Here is a 16766-nt window from a genome sequence, read left to right on the forward strand (position 1 = left end):
CCTTGAAACTTGCTATCTCACAGTATCAAGGCAGAATACATACGACGCGTATGTTCAAATCATGCTTAACATACGCGGCGTATGTCAATCATTCACTCACCCCTGACGAGCCTTTCCCATGAGTCGAGCCCGTGCTGAACAGATCGAAGAGACCCGCGCCCGGCTGATCGCCAGCGCTCGCGAAGCCTTCGCCACGCAGGGGTATGCCCACACGTCGATGGACGACTTTACCGCCCGCGCCGGTTTGACACGGGGTGCGTTGTACCACCACTTTGGTGACAAGAAAGGCTTGTTGGCGGCAGTGGTGGCGCAACTCGACGGCGAGATGGATGCACACTTGCAACGCATCACCGATGAGGCAACCGACCTCTGGGACGGATTCCGCGAACGTTGCCGTGCCTACCTGCGCATGGCACAGGACGCGGAAATTCAGCGCGTTGTTTTACAAGATGCCCCTGCGGTTCTGGGCGCCACTGAATCAAGCCATCAGCAACACTGTGTGGATTCCCTGGCCGCCGTGCTGGAACACCTGATGCGTGAGCGTATCATCGAACCGGCTGCCAGCCAGGCGTTGGCGCGCCTGATCAATGGCAGCCTGGTCAGTACCGCCTTGTGGATCGCTGCCGATGAACACCCGGGCCAGCGGCTGGAAGAAAGCCTGCAAGGGCTGGAACTGTTCCTGCGAGGGTTGAAGCAGTAACCGCCAGCACGCCCGTGCAAAGCGTACACACTTGAGGCAGCCCTTCTCCCGGAGCCCATCATGCAGCGCATCGGTTTCATCACCTTTCCCGGTTTCGGCGTCATGAGCTTCGCTGCGCTGTCCGTCTTCGAGAGTGCCAACAGCGCCGTGGGCAAGGCTCATTACGATGTCAGGCTGCTCTCCGAACAGGGCGGGCCGGTACGCAGTTCCCTGGGCGTGGTGGTGCACACCGAACGCTTCGACGAGACTGCGTTCGACACCGTAATCATCGGTGGCGGCAGTGACCGCGAATTCACCGCACCGCTGCTGGCCTACCTGCGCCACGCCGCCAACCACACACGTCGTCTCGCGGCCACCTGCTCCGGTACGTTTTTTCTGGCACAGGCGGGGTTGCTCGACGGCGTACGGGCGACAACCCACTGGTTCTTTGCCGCAGAATTTCGCGCGCGCTATCCGAAGGTCCAGCTGGAAGAAGAGCGCTTGTTTGTAATTGACGGGTCAATCTGGACCAGCGCCGGCATGACCGCCGGCATTGATCAGGCATTGGCGATGGTTGAAGCCGATCTGGGCCCGGCAGTCGCCCGCGCCGTGTCGAAAACCTTCATTCTTCAGAGCCGCCGCGTCGCAGGCCAGCCGCAACGCTCGGTGCTGCTGGATATGGAACACAAGACCGACCGCATTCAGGCCGCCATGACGTACATGCGCAACAACCTGCATCGCGCCCTGCCGTTGAGTGAACTGGCAGACGCCGCGCACCTGAGCCTGCGCCAGTTCAGCCGCGCGTTTCACGCACAAACCGGGCTTTCACCGGCCAAGGCCGTGGAAAAGCTGCGGATCGAGGCGGCCGTGGCGTTGATCCAGGATGGGCGCCACCCGCTCGACAACATCGCCCGCCAGACCGGGTTTGGCGACAGCGAGCGCATGCGCCGGGCCTTCATTCGCCAATTCGGCGAGCCGCCACGGGTGATACGACGCACGGCGCGAAACCCTGACGAAGCGAACTCAATGTCCAGAAACGAGGGTTAAATGGCCTTTGCCGGTGTTTGAGCTGGCCTAAGCTTGACCTCAGCGACCATCCCCTGAGGAACCCTTATGAAACGTTGTGCACTGGCCGTCGGCGCCCTGTTCTCGTTACTCGCTCTTACCCCTGCTTTCGCGACCCCGCAAGAGGACGAAACCCGGGCGTTCTTCACACGATTTGTCGCGGCGCAAAACGCCCATGACCTCACCCGGATCAGGGCCATGCTCTGGGATTCACCGAAAATGCTCTGGTTTGCCCGGGGCGAAGCCAACTGGGGCCCGGATGCCGTCGTCAGCAAACTCAAGGAGTACTACAAAGGCACCTGGCAACTGCAACCCGACATGAACCACTTCAGTGTGGTGATGCTGAACGACGAGATGGCCCAACTGATGGTGCCGGTCGCCTTTACCCGAGGCCATCCAGGCGAACCCGCTCAGGTGGACACCTTCCTGATCAGCCAGACGTTATTGAAAGGCAAGGACGGCTGGCACGTCGCAAGCATCATGCCGCTGGCCGATACCCACTTCAAATAATCACACCAACCGCTTGATCTGCTTATGCCGCCACACCAGGCGGTAGTAAGCCGTCTGCAACGCCAGCATCGCCAGGTAGGTCACCGGAAACGCCATCCACACCCCTTCCAGGCCGAAATGCGCGTTGAGCAGGTAGGCCATCGGAAGTTCAACGCACAGCACACAGAAGATCGAGATCGCCACCGGCATCAGCACCACGCCGCTGGCGCGCATGATCCCGCCGACCACCGCCTGGAAACCGAAGACCAGGATGCTCCACAGCATGATATGCAGCAGGTGTTCGGCATTGAGTCGCGCGGTATCGTCGGTGATAAACAGCCCCAGCAACCAGTGCGACAACACATAGCCAAGCACAATCAAACCACCCGTGAGGCAGGTGTTGATCATCAGCCCCGTGCGCAGGATCGGCCCGATGCGCTCCAGGCGCCCGGCACCAATGGCCTGGGCCCCGAGGATCGACGCGGTGATCGCAATCGACAGCGCCGGGAACTGCACATAATTGACGATCTGGGTCACCGCGCCATAGGCCGCCGTGGCCTGGGAACCATGGCTGTTGACCAGGGCCAGGATGACCAATTCCGACAGCGACAGCACCACCATCTGCAAGCCGGTGGGCAGGCCGATGCGCAGGACCTTGCCGAGAATGGCGCGGTCCAGGCGCAAGGCGGCGAGCAACTCGCGGTCCGGCGCCATCACGTGGTGTTTATGGCGCAGGCGCAGGACCAGAAACAGCATGGCCGAGGCATTGCCCACCAAGCCTGCGTACACCGCACTCTGAATGCCCATGGGCGGCAGGCCGATCCAGCCGCGAATCAACGCCGGGGTTAACAGCAAGCCAACCAGTGTTGAAACCATCAAGGCCAGCAGCGGCGAAATCGTGTCGCTGACACCCCGCAACAACTGGGTATAGAGGATAAACACCAAAAGCAGCGGCATGATCAGCATCATGACCTGGGCGTAGCCGACTGCGTCGTCCAACACATCGATCGGCGTGCCCAGGGCCTGCAACGCCGGACGCGCAAACAGGCTGCCCAATACGGCCGCGATCAAGCCGACCAGCGCCCCGAGGGTCAGGGTTGCGCCGGTAATCACCTTCACCAGCCCGGTTTCCCGGGCGCCCCACGCCTGCCCGATCAACACCGAAGCGCCAGCGCCCAGCCCGATCACCAAGGCAATGAAAAAAAACACAATGGGGAACATCCCCGACACCGCCGCCAGCGCCTGGGTGCCGAGCATTTGCCCGACATAAATGCCATTCAGCGTGCCGGAAAAACTTTGCAGGAAGTTGGACAGCACCATCGGTGCCAAAAAGATCAGGTAGATCTGCCACAACGGCCGTTTGGGGGTGACTTCCATGGTGGTTCGGGTCCCGGGATTATTGTCAGACGGGGAAAGCATTGCGCGACAGCCAGGCCAGATAGCTGCGTACGTCGTTCGGCCAATGCGCAATCGTGCCTGAAAAAATGGCCGCATCGCTGGCAAACAGCGCCCGCGAGGCGTCTTCGAAACCCGGCAGGTCGCCAGCGATGGCGCTCATGAAACGATAGCTGGCTTCTTTGGCCAAGCGCATCTGGTCACGGGAAGCATGGGCACTGCGCGCTTCATCGACCAATCGGCGCAATGCCGCCGAGGCGCCACCGCGCTGTTGGCCAAGCCATTCCCAGTGGCGCGGCAACAAGGTGACCTCCCGCGCCACCACCCCCAGTTTTGGACGACCAACCGACGGCGCTGCCGCGGGTTCGTCTTCGATCTCGGCAGGTTCCAGTCGCTCGGGGGCATACCCCACTGGCCAGGGGTAGTCGACCTGGCTGCCGGTGGCGTCATCGAAGACCAGGAAACTGCCGGCCACCAACTCAAGGTTTGAGAGGGCGTTGGCAACGTCAGAATAGGCACCGGCTGCGACACGCTGATGACGAACAAAGGCGGTGCAGGCAGGGAGATTTTGCGTAGGCATCTTTTATTACCCGGATGTTATTTGTTTTACCCGGGTTATATTAGTCAAAACAACACCGCTTGCAAGGCTATTGCGCAGAAACTTCCAAGTGGTCCTCGCGCAGCGTCACGTGCATTGCTCGCACTGAAGGTTCACGCAGCACACAGTCGGCAATGGCGGGCTCCAACTCCACCCGCAAGCGCCGGCCCAATGCCCGCGCGCCAAACCGCGCGTCATGCTGACGGCACAGCCATGCCCGCACCGGTTTATCCACGCTCAACGACCGCTGCTGCGCGGCCAGGCGCTGATTGAGTTTGCGCAGTTCCACATCCAGCAATGCCTCCAGCCACTGGCTGTCAATCGGTTCGAACATCAGGATACGGTCAATGCGGTTGAGAAACTCCGGCTCGAAATGCCCATGCAGCGCCTCTTCCAGCACCGCCGCCTCGCCGCGAATGAAGACGCGTAACAGGCGGCGCCAGCCATACGCAAACCTTTGGCGATGGCGCCGCGCCTGCTGCGCACCGATATTGCTGGTCATGAAGATCAGGCTGTTGCGAAAGTCCAGCGTGCGCGTGCCCCCGGCCAAGGCCAGTTGGCCGTTTTCCAGAATGCCGAGCAGGCTGCGTACCACCTCCTGGCTGGCCTTTTCCAGTTCGTCGAACAACACGATCCCCGGCCGGCTGTAAGTGCCCTGGATCAACTCGCTGTTGAACAGGCTGATGCCCTCCTTGCTGCCCACATAACCCGGCGGTGCGCCGGTAAGCGCAGCGGCGTAATGCTCCTGGGCCAGGGTGTGCATGTCGATGCGGCAGAAACTGTCGGCACGGCCGTGCAGCGCCTGGGCCAACAGCCGCACTATTTCAGTCTTGCCGACGCCGGTCGGCCCCATGAACAGGTTGACGCTCAGCGGCCGGTCACGCTCGCCGATGTCGGCCTTGACCACTTTGAGCAGCCCTTCCACCTCGGCCAGCGCGGCGTCCTGCCCCACAATCCGGCTGCGCAACAACGCCATCACCTGGGCCGGTTCAAAGGTAAAACGCATGCCCTACTCCACCGTCTTTTCTTGACCGCCGTGCGGCAGCTGCCCCACCGGGCACTCGGCGACGCCGACCGTGCCGCGGGTAAACTGCTCGACGTTGTCCCGGGCCTTTTGCGCGTCCAGCACCCAGGTGCGATAGAACTCAAACGGGCAATCCGCCACGCCCTTGTCGCCATCGCCCGAGGCGTGCAGGCCGGTGTAGCCACGGTGCAGCAACTTGAACAGATGGTTCTGCGACTGATCATTGGCCCGCGCATCGCGGATCTGCGACACCGACAACTGCGCGTACTGAATGCCCATCTCCTCCTCGCCACATTCACCCAGGGTGCGCCCGTCAAAACCGATGATCGCCGAATGGCCAAAGTACGAATACACCCCGTCAAACCCGGCGGCGTTGGCCACGGCGACATAGCAGTTATTGGCCCAGGCCATGCTCTTGGACATCTGCACTTGCTGCTCCTTGGCCGGGTACATATAGCCCTGGCAGCGCACGATCAGCTCGGCGCCCTTCATCGCGCAGTCGCGCCAGATCTCCGGGTAGTTGCCGTCGTCGCAGATGATCAAGCTGATCTTCATGCCCTTGGGCCCGTCACACACGTAGGTGCGATCCCCCGGGTACCAGCCTTCAATCGGGCACCACGGAATGCACTTGCGGTAACGCTGCACGATTTCACCGAGGTTATTGATCAGCACCAGCGTGTTGTACGGCGCCTTGTGCGGATGCTCTTCGTGGCGCTCACCGGTCAGGGAAAACACGCCCCAGGTGTTGGCCTGGCGGCACGCCGCAGAAAAGATCGCCGTCTCTTCGCCCGGAATGCTCGCGGCAGTGGCCATCATCTCGTCAGGGTCGTACATGATGCCCATGGTGCTGTATTCGGGAAACACCACCAAGTCCATGCCCGGCAGGCCCTGCTTCATGCCGAGGATAATGTCGGCAATCTTTTTCGCGTTATCGATGACCTCAGCCTTGCTGTGCAGGCGCGGCATCTTGTAGTTCACCACCGCGACACCGACGGTGTCGGGGCTGCTGGAAATATCGCCATGACGCATCACAATGCTCCTGGTCTAGTGGCTGATCATCCACGGCCGTGGCCCGGTTTTGGTCTTGAGCCCCAACGGATTGGCTTTGCTGGGTTCGACTTTTTTACTCGTCCCGCAACAGCTACAGCCCGCAGGATGGCGGCGACTCTCCTGATATTCACCCACGGTTTGCGGCGCATGCGCGCTGCGCTCGTTGCCGGCGATGGCCTTGCGCTGGTTGGCTGAAAGAATGCCCAGGGCCGGCGCCGACACCAACAGTTGCCCGCCGGCCGAGGCGCAATACGGGCATTCGCTGGGGTCATGGCGCTGGGCGATGGGGCGCAACATCGTGAAAGTGCCGCAGGTGTCGCAGCTGTATTCGTAGGTCGGCATGGCTACAGGTCCGGGGCGATGGGCAGGTCGATGCTGCCGTCGAGGAATTGGGTCGAGCCGTTTGCGTTGGGGTTGATGTCGAATTCGAAGATTTCCGTAGGCAACCACAAGGTTGCGCAGGCATTTGGAATATCCACCACGCCGCTGATATGCCCCTGCACCGGCGCCGAGCCGAGCAGCGCATAACCCTGGGCGGGCGAGTAGCCGAACTTGGTCAGGTAGTTGATCGCATTCAAGCACGCCTGGCGGTACGCGACGTTGACGTCCAGGTAGTGCTGCTGGCCCTGTTCATCCACCGAGATGCCTTCGAAGATCAGGTAATTCTTGTAGTTCGGCGTGATCGGGCTTGGCTTGAACACCGGGTTCTTGATTCCGTATTTGGCCATGCCGCCCTTGATCAGCTCGACTTTCATGTGCACCCAGCCGGCCATTTCGATGGCGCCGCAAAAGGTGATTTCGCCGTCGCCCTGGCTGAAGTGCAAATCGCCCACCGACAGCCCGGCACCGTTGACGTAGACCGGAAAGAAGATCTTCGAGCCACGGGACAAATCCTTGATATCGCAGTTACCGCCGTGCTCACGCGGCGGCACGGTGCGTGCGCCGGTAGCGGCGGCGTCATCGCGGGCCTGGCCTTTGAGTTTGCCCATGTGCGCAGTGGCAGCGAGCGGTGCGTTGGCCAGCGGAGGCACACGGGTCGGGTTGGTGTCGATCAACGCCTGTTCGCGACGGTTCCAGTCAGCCAACATCACCGGGTCGGGCAGGCAACCGATCAAGCCGGGGTGAATCAGGCCGGCAAAATTCACCCCCGGGATGTGCCGCGAGCTGGTGAACATGCCCTTGAAATCCCAGATGGCTTTTTGTGCGCTGGGAAAGTGATCGGTGAGAAAGCCGCCGCCGTTCTGCCGCGAAAAGAACCCGTTGAAGCCCCACTGCGAGTCCGCCTTGGCGCCGATATCGAGCAGGTCCACCACCAGCAAATCACCCGGCTCGGCGCCGTGTACGCCCACCGGGCCCGAGAGGTAATGCACGGTGGACAGGTCCACATCGCGCACGTCGCTGGCGTCATCATTGTTCTTGATCGCACCGGCGGTCCAGTCATAGGTTTCCAGGATGAAGTCATCCCCCGGCTTCACCCAGCAGGCCATGGGAATATCCGGATGCCAGCGGTTATGAATGTTTTCGTTTTCGGTGACGGGCTGGTTGAGGTCGACTTTGATCAGCGTTTCGGTCATGGGCTGGCTCCTGGACGGATGACGTGTTGCGTTCAATCCAGTCTCAAGCGCGCAGGGCAAACGGAAAATACGTTGGATGACGTATAAAACCCGAGGGTCGCGTTTTATTCCATCAATTCGCTCGATGTCAGGGTCAGCTATTTCTGATTGGACGCACCGCCCGGGGATGGTTAGATTCCGCGAGACAGATAGCTTTTAGCCATCACTCTTAACCCTCTGATTATCGGGCCTTTCATGAAAAAACCTATCTCGTTGGCGATGCGTATCGGACTGGGCTTTGCGTCCACGCTGTCATTGCTGGTGTTGATCACCGCCGTCGGTATCCAACGCGTGGGTTTTATTGACAGCACCCTGAAGGACGTCGGGGAAAAAGCCGCGGTAGCCCAGCGTTATGCGATCAATTTCCGTGGCAGCGTGCACAACCGCGCCATCGCCATTCGCGATGCGGTGCTGGTCAAGGACGCGCCCGCGTTGAACGCGCACCTGGCTGAAATCGATCAACTCAAGCGTGACTACCAGGACTCCGCCGTGATGCTTGACCGCCTGTTCAGCACCCACGCCAGTGCCGAAGAAACCCGCCTGCTGAGCGATATCAAGGCCATCGAAGTGCAAGCCCTGGCCTCCTCCGAGCGCGTGACCACCCTACGCCGCAGCAACGACCTCAACGCCGCTCAGGACCTGTTGCTCGCGCAGACCTCGGGTTATTACACCGAGTGGCTGAAACGCGTCAACGCGCTGATCGACTACGAAGAAGCGCAAATCAAAACACGCCTGGACACGGTACAAGCCGCCGCCAGCCAGTTCGCCCTGCTGATGATCGCCGCCAGCACCGTGGCAATCATTCTGAGCGTGCTGGTGTCGTGGCTGATCATCCGCAAGGTCAAGGCCACCCTCGGCGCCGAGCCTGAGGAAGTGGCCGAGGCGATTCGTCGCTTGGCCAATGGCGATTTGAACCAGCCGATTGAAACCCGCTACCCCGACAGCGTGATGGGCATTCTGAAAAGCGCCCTGTCACGCTTGGGCGACACCATCACCGACGTGCGCGCAGCCGCCCAGGCCCTGCGCCAATCCTCGGTCACCCTGCTGTCGGTGGCCAGCGACAACCGCCAGCAAATCACCCTGCAAACCAGTGAAGCCGAGCATGTGGCCGCCGCGATCACGCAAATGGCCGCCTCGGTCAGCGAGGTCTCGGGCTACGCGTCTGCGGCATCCAAAGCCACGATCCTGGCCGACGCTGAAGTCGACAGCGGTCATCGCCTGGTGGGCGAAGTCAGCACCGCCATCGAAGAGTTGGCGACGATCCTCGACCAAGCCACCACGCGTGTTAACCAAGTGTCCAGCGACAGCGAAAACATCGAAACCGTGATCGAAGTGATCAACGCCATTGCCGCGCAAACCAACCTGCTCGCCTTGAATGCTGCGATTGAAGCGGCACGCGCCGGTGAACACGGTCGGGGCTTTGCAGTGGTGGCGGATGAAGTGCGCTCGCTCGCCACACGCACCCAGGAATCCACTCAGGAAATCCGCGACATGATCGGCAAACTGCAAAGCGGCACCCAGGACGCCGCCGACATCATGCAGCGCAGCCGTAGCCTGGCTCAGGTCACCGTGACACAGACCCGCGACTCCCAGGTGGCGCTGGGCAAGATCAGTCAGGAAGTGGGCGCCATCAACGCGATGAACGCGCAGATTGCCAGTGCCTCGGTGCAGCAGAGCGCGGCGGCTGAAGAGGTGGCGCAGAATGTCACGCGTATCCACAGCTCCACCGTGCAATCGGCGGGCGGCTCCGAAGTGGCGGAAAGCGCCAACCGTGAACTGGCGGAGCTGGCAGACCGCTTGAGCACCAAGGTGGCGTTCTTCAACGTGGCTTAGAGCTTGTCGCGCTTCATTTGCATGGTCAGGGTGAAGCGGTCGGCGGGGTAAACCGACTCCGACACGGCGATCAACGCGCCGACTTCATCACGGTACTGACGCACAATGGCCAGGCCCAGCGCACCGCTCTGGGCCTTCAGGCTCCCGGCCAGTTCGGCGGACAATTGCACCGGCCGCACCTGCTGGTCCACCACCTCAATAGGCCGTGAAAACGCCTTGCCGATCAACGCCGCGATCAACTCATCCGGGTGTTTGCGCGCCTCGGGAATCACTTCGGCAAAGGTCTGTTCGGCGTAGACATCCGTCCAGCACAACGGCGCATTGCCGGCACTGGCATCGACCTTGATGCTCGACACACAGAAGTAATGCCCGCCCGGCTCCAGCCCCAGGCGCCGCGCCAACGCGATGTCGGCGACGAATTCGCGCACGTCCTGAATATCACGGATATGGGTTTCGGCCACTTGCACCAGGTCGGCCACCGAAGCCATCGCCTGGGAATACCCCCCCTTGGGCGATGCAGCCTCGACCCGCGTGCCCACGCGCTTGCGCCGCGACACCATGCCCTGGCCCTGCAACTGGTCGATGGCCGCACGCACCGTGTGGCGGCTCACCGCGTACAGCGAACACAGCTCGAACTCAGTCGGCAACAACGACCCCACCGGGTAATGGCCGCTGCCAATCTGCTCGATCAAGTCCTTGGCCACCGCCGCATAACGCCTCTGGCTCACGCTTTCCATTCTTACCCTCGCTGTCGAGTTGACAGTGTATCAGCACAGGCGTAATCATAATGTACGGACATATTAAATATGTATGGTTTAAAAATAACAATTAGGACTTTCCCATGTCGAGTACCGTTTTTGATTCCGCCCTGTTCCGCGACATGTTCGGCACCGCCGAAATGCGCGGTGTGTTCTCCGATAAAGCCCTGATCGAACGCTACATCGAAGTGGAAGTGGCCCTGGCGCGCGCTGAAGCTCGCTGTGGCGTGATCCCGGCCGAGGCCGCCGAGCAGATCGCTGCGCTGTCCACCTATGCAGCCCTGGACCTGGCGTTGATGCAGCACGAGACCGAGATCGTCGGTTATCCGATCCTGCCGCTGGTTGAACAGTTGTCGAAGATCTGCGGCGACGCAGGCCGCTACGTGCACTGGGGCGCCACCACCCAGGACATCATGGACACCGCCGTGGTCCTGCAAGTGCGTGCCGCATTGGCCATCGTCGAGCGCGATATCCAGACAGTGCGCGGCCTGCTCGCCGGCCTCGCCGCGCGCTACCGTGACACGCCAATGGCCGGTCGCACCCATTTGCAACACGCGCTGCCGATCACGTTTGGCTACAAGTGCGCGGTGTGGCTGAGCATGTTCGACCGCCACGCCGAGCGCCTGGTGGAACTGCGCCCACGGGTAGAAATCGGCCAGTTCGCCGGGGCGGCCGGCACCCTCGCCTCGCTCGGCGACAAGGGCCTGGAAGTGCAGCAAGCGCTGATGGCCGAACTGGGCCTGGGCGTGCCGCAAGCCACCTGGCACGTGGCCCGTGACGGGCTGGCCGAAACCCTGAACTTCCTCGGCCTGGTCACCGGTTCCCTGGGCAAGATCGCCCTGGACATCATGATGATGATGACCAGCGAGCTGGGCGAAGTGTACGAACCGTTCGTCAAGGGCCGTGGCGCCAGCAGCACCATGCCGCAAAAACGCAACCCGATTTCCTGCGAGCTGATGTACGCCGCCGCCAAAGGCGTGCGCCAACACGCCGGGCTGATGCTTGACGCGATGATCCAGGACTTCGAACGCTCCACCGGCCCGTGGCAGGCCGAATGGATCGCCATCCCCGAAGCCTTCGCCCTCAGCGCCGCGTCCCTCGGCCAGGCAACCTTCATGCTCGCCGGGCTGGAAGTGCGCCCCGAGCGCATGCGCAAGAACCTCGACATGACCCAGGGCCTGATCGTTGCCGAAGCCGTGATGATGGGCCTGGCTCCGGCGCTCGGTCGCCAGGTGGCCCACGACGTGGTGTACGCCGCGTGCCGCATGGCCAACGACCAGGGCACCAGCCTGCTCGACGCCCTGCTCGCCCAAGGTGAAGCCACCGCACAACTGGACCTGGCCGAACTGCAACGCCTGACCGACCCGGCCAACTACCTGGGGCTCGCGCCGCAGATGGTGGATATCGCGCTGGCGCGTGAGGGGGCGGTTAAACGCTGACCCCAAAACCAATGGAGTCCCCCTGTGGGAGTGGGCTTGTGTGGGAGCGGGCTTGCTCGCGAATACGGTGGGTCAGCCATGAATGGGGCGGCTGACACTCCGCTTTCGCGAGCAAGCCCGCTCCCACACAAGCCCGCTCCCACAAGAGTTCTCCAACGTTTTCAGAACCATAACAACAACGAGATCACAGACATGTCATCCACCCCCGCCAAAAAACCGCTCTACAAGGACCTGACCTTTCAGGTCGTCGCCGCCATGTTCCTCGGCATTGCCTTTGGCTTTCTCGCCCCGGAACTGGCCGCCAGTTTCAAGATTCTCGGCGACATCTTCCTCAAGCTGATCAAGACCGCCGTCGCACCGCTGGTGTTTTTCACGGTGGTGCACGGCATCGCTTCAGCCGGTGATATCAAGCGCGTCGGCAAGGTTGGCCTGCGTGCGCTGATTTACTTCGAGGTGGTGTCGACCATCGCGCTGGCCATCGGTTTGTTGTGGGGCAACTTGCTGCAAATCGGCTCCGGGATGCACGACGCGCACCCCAGCAGTGCCGCCGCCGCAGCGGCCAGCGCTGCCGTCGCCAAGGGCCATGCGCCCGCCTCGACCATGGACTTCATCTACGGCATCTTCCCCGACAATTTCGTCGGTGCGTTCGCCGGCGGCCAGTTGCTGCAAGTGCTGGTGATCTCGGTGCTGTTCGGCTTCGCCCTGCTGGCGTTGAAGCCGGAGCGTCGTGCAGTGATTGAAGATGGCCTGAACCGCATCTCCGAATGCTTCTTCGAATTCATCAACCTGATCATGAAGTTCGCGCCGCTGGGCGCCTTCGGTTCGGTGGCCTACGCGGTGGGCAGCAACGGCACCGCCGTGCTGATGTCCCTGGCCAACCTGGTGTTGATGTTCTACGTCGGCATCGCCTTTTTTATCTTCGTGGTACTGGGCGCGGTGTGCCGCTTGAGCGGCTTCAGCCTGTGGCGTTTCCTCACCTATATCAAGGATGAAATCTTCATCGTGCTCGGCACGGCCTCATCGGAAAGCGCGCTGCCACGCCTGCTGCAAAAGCTGGAAAAATTCGGCTGCTCCAAACAGAGCGTTGGCCTGGTGCTGCCCACCGGCTACGCCTTCAACCTCGACGGCACCTCGATCTACATGTCGTTGTGCGTGCTGTTTATCGCCAACGCCTACGGCGTGCCGCTGAGCTGGGAGCAACAACTGGGCATCATCGCGATCATGCTCGTCACCTCCAAAGGCGCAGCAGCCGTGTCAGGTGGCAGCTTTGTGGTGTTTGCCGCCACCGTGACCGCCATCGGCGTATTGCCCGCCGAAGGCCTGGCGTTGCTGTTCGGCGTGTACCGCTTCATGTCCATGGCGATTGCCACCTGCAACACCATCGGCAACAGCGTGGCCACCGTGGTGGTGTCCAAATGGTCCGGCGAGTTCTCCCAACAGACCGCCCAGGATGAATACCAACGCGTGCTCGGCCGTGCGGCCGGCGCTGCGCTTTAAGGGGGCCACTGAATGTCCAGTACACGCATCGAACATGACGCCTTCGGCCCGGTGAACATCCCGGCCGAGCGTTACTGGGGCGCACAAACCCAGCGGGCGCTGGAGGTGTTCGGCAGTAAACAGCCGTTCCCCGCCAGCCTGATCCGCGCCTTCGGCCAGCAAAAACGCGCCTGCGCCCGTGCCAACGCACGGCTTGGCACGCTGGCGCCGAGCATCGCCCACGCCATTGAACAGGCCGCACAGGAAGTCGCCGACGGGCATTTTGACGGGCATTTCCCGCTGTCGATCTGGCAGACCGGCTCCGGCACCCAGACCAACATGAACGCCAACGAGGTGATCGCCAACCGCGCCAATCAACAATTGGGCAGTGAGCTGGGCGGCAAGTCCCCGGTGCACCCCAACGATCACGTGAACCGCTCGCAATCCTCCAACGACAGCTTCCCCACGGTGATGCACCTGACCACGGTGCTGGAACTGCGCGGGCGCCTGCTACCCGCCCTTGAGCATTTGCGTGATGAGCTGGCCGCCAGGGCCGAAGCCTGGCAGGACGTGCTGAAAATTGGCCGCACCCACCTGATGGATGCTGTGCCGATGACCCAGGGCCAGGCCTTTGACAGCTTTGCCCAGCAGATCCGGCACGGCATCGCGCGCATCGAAGCCTGCATGCCACGCCTGCGTCTGTTACCTCAAGGCGGCACGGCGGTGGGCACCGGGCTGAACACCCCAGCCGGGTTTGACGTGGCGTTCTGCGAAGAAATCAGCCAACTCACAGGCGAGCGCTTCACTCCCAACCCGTGCAAATTCGAGGGCATGGGCACCCACGATGCGTTGGTGGAAGTCAGCGGCGCGCTGAACGTACTGGCGGTGTCGCTGACCAAGATCGCCAATGACATCCGCCTGCTCGGCTCGGGCCCACGCTGCGGCCTGGGCGAATTGATCGTACCGGACGACGGCCTGACCTCCTCGATCATGCCCGGCAAACGCAACCCGACCATCGCCGAAGTGCTGGTGCAGGCGGCGATGCAGGTGATGGGCAATCACGTCACTGTCACCCTGGCGGGCGCCTCCAGCACCTTCGAGCTGAACGTGGCCAAGCCGGTGTTGATCCACAACCTGCTGCAATCAATCGAGGTGCTGACCGATTGCATCAACCTGTTCAGCCACAAGCTGCTCAACGGCCTTGACGTCAACCGGCCACAATTGGCGCGCAACGTGGAACATTCACTGTTGATGGCCACGGTGCTCAACCCGGTGCTGGGCTATGACCGCGTGGCGCAAATCACCCGCAAGGCGGCGGATGAAGGTTTGTCACCCAAGCAAGCTGCCGTGCAACTGGGCTTCATGAGCGCCGAGGAATACGCGCAACGCGTACGGCCCGAAGCGATGATCCGCCCTACCCCATAGCCGGCGGCATCTGGAACCCGCCGACCACCTCGGCCATGCACTCGGCGAACCTGATCGTGGTGCGGTCCTCAAAAGGCGCGCCAATGATCTGCACACCCACCGGCAGCCCCTGGCGGGTGAGGCCAATGGGCGCGTTGGTGGCCGGCAGGCCCATCAGCGTGGCGGGCGCGATCCATTGGTAGAGGTCGGCGTAATGGCGTTTTTTACCGTCCACCTTCAGGCTGCGCAGGCTGATGACGCTGGAGTGGTCATGGGCAAACGCCGTGGTGAAGGTGGGCGGTGCGAGGATCACGTCGAAGTCGTCGAAGGTCTTGAGGAAGGCTTCGCGCAGGTGCAGGCCGTGCTCATGGGCCAGCAACCAGTCGGCATGGCTCATGCCGGTGCCTTCATAGAACTTGTCAGCATGGCGGGGCATGTCTATTACCCCGCCCAGCACACGCAACACCGGCGCGATCAGGCCCATGAAGCGGCGGCGGGTGGCAGGCAGCGACGCACCCAACTTGGCGCCCAGCTGCAGCAGGTACGCCGCAAACAACCGCTCCAGCGACGCGCCGGCAGGCGCGCCCTGCACCACCTCTACCCCCGCCGCCTCCAATTCCAGACGCAGCTGCCTGTAGGCCTCGGTCATGTCGCTGTCCAGGGGGCAATCGGCGTCTTCGGTCCACAACAGCACGCGAAATGCCTTGAGGGTCGCGCGGCGCGGCGCAGGCAGTTGAACCTGCCCGCCGGCGATGACGTCCAGCAGCACTTGCAGGTCCGCAGCGTTGCGCGCCAACGGGCCAACGACATTCAGGTGCCCTTCTGCCAACTCACCCGGCGCCCCAGGAATATGCCCGCGTTGAGGCACGAGGCCGTACGTGGGTTTATGCCCGTACACCCCGGTGAAGTGCGCCGGGATCCGAATAGAACCGCCAATGTCGCTGCCCAGTTCCAGCGGCGTAAAACCCGCCGCCAACGCCACCGCCGCGCCCCCCGAGGAACCCCCCGGCGTCAGCGCCAGGTTCCAGGGGTTGTGGGTGGTGCCGAACAGGCGGTTGTAGGTCTGGATATCCCCGGCCATCGCCGGCACATTGGTCTTGCCGAACACGATGGCCCCGGCATCTTCCAGGCGCTTGACCGCCGCCGCCGATTTGCGCGGGCGATGGTCCCGCAGCGTCGATGCGCCGGCGGTACACGGCATGCCGAGTACTTCAAAGGTGTCCTTGATGGTCATCGGCAAGCCATGCAAAGGCCCCAACGGCAGGCCATTGCGTACCGCCGTATCGGCCAGATCGGCCTTGAGCCGTGCTTCTTCCAGGTTCAGCGCGACAATACTGTTGAGTGCCGGGTCGAGCATGTCCACGCGAGCGATGTAGCTCTCGAGCAAGGCGCGGCTGCTGAGGCGGCCGGCCGCGATGTCGGCGATCAACTCAGTGGCGCTGCGGTAGGTGCTGTCGGTGCTCACGGTGTTTCACCGCTAACGTGCAACGTGTCGAGGTGCGGCATCAGCACCACGCTTTCCTGTTCATTGGGGTCAGAGCGTGCCACCAGCACCGACACCGGCTCATCGGTATCGTTGTAAGGCTGATGAGGCATGCCTGCCGGAATGTAAAAAAAATCGCCGGGGTGAATGACCGCGTGGCTTTCCAGTTGCTGGCCATACCACACGCTGGACACGCCGCTCAGGGCATAGATCGCGGTTTCATGGCCTTCATGCATATGGGTCCTGGCCCGTGCACCGGCGGGGATGCTGACGATTTGCAGGTTGATCCCGGTGGCGCCCACCGTCTCGGTGGAAATCCCTACGGCGTTATACAGGCCTTGCTTGCCAATCACGGCAGCACGGGGGCGAAGCAGGTGGCAGGTCTTGTTGTCGGTCATCCGGGCAGGCTCGGTGTGTGATCAGGTCTATCGGTAAACACCTGAGCCCGCCGGGTTATTCC

16 protein-coding genes and 1 pseudogene are annotated in these 16766 nt (G+C 62.2%); 8 read left to right on the forward strand and 9 right to left on the reverse strand.

From position 1 onward, the window contains the following. Positions 1-118: 118 nt before the first annotated feature. The 3 genes from AB4P94_RS24245 to AB4P94_RS24255 all read left to right on the forward strand — a co-directional run bounded on the left by AB4P94_RS24245 (position 119) and on the right by AB4P94_RS24255 (position 2254). Positions 119-700 (forward strand): TetR/AcrR family transcriptional regulator, encoded by a 582-nt coding sequence (locus tag AB4P94_RS24245; RefSeq protein ID WP_395607835.1) that lies wholly within the window; start codon positions 119-121, stop codon positions 698-700. 60 nt (positions 701-760) lie between these two features. Then, positions 761-1726: a GlxA family transcriptional regulator gene (locus AB4P94_RS24250; protein ID WP_395607836.1), complete on the forward strand. Its 966-nt coding sequence runs from the start codon at positions 761-763 to the stop codon at positions 1724-1726. A gap of 66 nt (positions 1727-1792) precedes the next feature. Next, positions 1793-2254: a DUF4440 domain-containing protein gene (locus AB4P94_RS24255; RefSeq protein WP_395607837.1), complete on the forward strand. Its 462-nt coding sequence runs from the start codon at positions 1793-1795 to the stop codon at positions 2252-2254. Here the strand turns inward: AB4P94_RS24255 and AB4P94_RS24260 are convergent, their stop codons facing one another. The 6 genes from AB4P94_RS24260 to fmdA all read right to left on the reverse strand — a co-directional run bounded on the left by AB4P94_RS24260 (position 2255) and on the right by fmdA (position 7874). Then, complete coding sequence (locus AB4P94_RS24260; RefSeq protein ID WP_395607838.1) at positions 2255-3610, reverse strand: MATE family efflux transporter; 1356 nt, start codon at positions 3608-3610, stop codon at positions 2255-2257. A gap of 25 nt (positions 3611-3635) precedes the next feature. Then, complete coding sequence (locus AB4P94_RS24265) at positions 3636-4208, reverse strand: DUF2239 family protein (RefSeq protein WP_395607839.1); 573 nt, start codon at positions 4206-4208, stop codon at positions 3636-3638. Between the two features lie 67 nt (positions 4209-4275). Further along, positions 4276-5232: an AAA family ATPase gene (locus tag AB4P94_RS24270; RefSeq protein WP_395607840.1), complete on the reverse strand. Its 957-nt coding sequence runs from the start codon at positions 5230-5232 to the stop codon at positions 4276-4278. Positions 5233-5235: 3 nt separating this feature from the next. Next, entirely contained in the window at positions 5236-6279 is a 1044-nt protein-coding gene (locus tag AB4P94_RS24275; protein WP_395607841.1) for an aliphatic amidase, read from the reverse strand. A 15-nt stretch (positions 6280-6294) separates the two neighbouring features. Continuing rightward, positions 6295-6642 (reverse strand): zinc ribbon domain-containing protein, encoded by a 348-nt coding sequence (locus tag AB4P94_RS24280; RefSeq protein WP_395607842.1) that lies wholly within the window; start codon positions 6640-6642, stop codon positions 6295-6297. 2 nt (positions 6643-6644) lie between these two features. Continuing rightward, a complete protein-coding gene (fmdA, locus tag AB4P94_RS24285) occupies positions 6645-7874 on the reverse strand; it encodes a formamidase (protein ID WP_395607843.1) in 1230 nt (409 codons plus the stop codon). 258 nt (positions 7875-8132) lie between these two features. On the opposite strand from fmdA, the pseudogene AB4P94_RS24290 reads away from it, so the two are divergent. Both AB4P94_RS24290 and AB4P94_RS24295 read left to right on the forward strand, forming a co-directional pair. Continuing rightward, positions 8133-8573, forward strand: a pseudogene (locus tag AB4P94_RS24290) (methyl-accepting chemotaxis protein); the annotation flags it as partial. A gap of 465 nt (positions 8574-9038) precedes the next feature. After that, positions 9039-9746, forward strand: a complete 708-nt coding sequence (locus tag AB4P94_RS24295; RefSeq protein ID WP_395611384.1) for a methyl-accepting chemotaxis protein — start codon at positions 9039-9041, stop codon at positions 9744-9746. Here the strand turns inward: AB4P94_RS24295 and AB4P94_RS24300 are convergent. Further along, a complete protein-coding gene (locus tag AB4P94_RS24300; RefSeq protein ID WP_395607844.1) occupies positions 9743-10474 on the reverse strand; it encodes a GntR family transcriptional regulator in 732 nt (243 codons plus the stop codon). The two genes, AB4P94_RS24295 and AB4P94_RS24300, sit on opposite strands and share 4 nt — an antisense overlap. Before the next feature lie 113 nt (positions 10475-10587). Between AB4P94_RS24300 and AB4P94_RS24305 the strand changes: the two genes are divergently transcribed. From AB4P94_RS24305 to AB4P94_RS24315, 3 genes are all read left to right on the forward strand, one after another. Further along, complete coding sequence (locus AB4P94_RS24305) at positions 10588-11943, forward strand: adenylosuccinate lyase family protein (RefSeq protein WP_395607845.1); 1356 nt, start codon at positions 10588-10590, stop codon at positions 11941-11943. Between the two features lie 192 nt (positions 11944-12135). Further along, positions 12136-13440: a cation:dicarboxylate symporter family transporter gene (locus AB4P94_RS24310; protein ID WP_395607846.1), complete on the forward strand. Its 1305-nt coding sequence runs from the start codon at positions 12136-12138 to the stop codon at positions 13438-13440. Positions 13441-13452: 12 nt separating this feature from the next. Then, a complete protein-coding gene (locus AB4P94_RS24315) occupies positions 13453-14844 on the forward strand; it encodes a class II fumarate hydratase (RefSeq protein ID WP_395607847.1) in 1392 nt (463 codons plus the stop codon). Here AB4P94_RS24315 and AB4P94_RS24320 read toward each other — a convergent pair. Then, a complete protein-coding gene (locus AB4P94_RS24320) occupies positions 14834-16288 on the reverse strand; it encodes an amidase family protein (protein ID WP_395607848.1) in 1455 nt (484 codons plus the stop codon). The two genes, AB4P94_RS24315 and AB4P94_RS24320, sit on opposite strands and share 11 nt — an antisense overlap. After that, positions 16285-16704, reverse strand: a complete 420-nt coding sequence (locus AB4P94_RS24325; protein WP_395607849.1) for a cupin domain-containing protein — start codon at positions 16702-16704, stop codon at positions 16285-16287. The genes AB4P94_RS24320 and AB4P94_RS24325 overlap by 4 nt, the downstream gene beginning before the upstream one ends. Positions 16705-16766 lie beyond the last annotated feature (62 nt).

Source organism: Pseudomonas sp. B22129, from assembly GCF_044218875.1.
Classification (GTDB): Bacteria; Pseudomonadota; Gammaproteobacteria; order Pseudomonadales; family Pseudomonadaceae; genus Aquipseudomonas.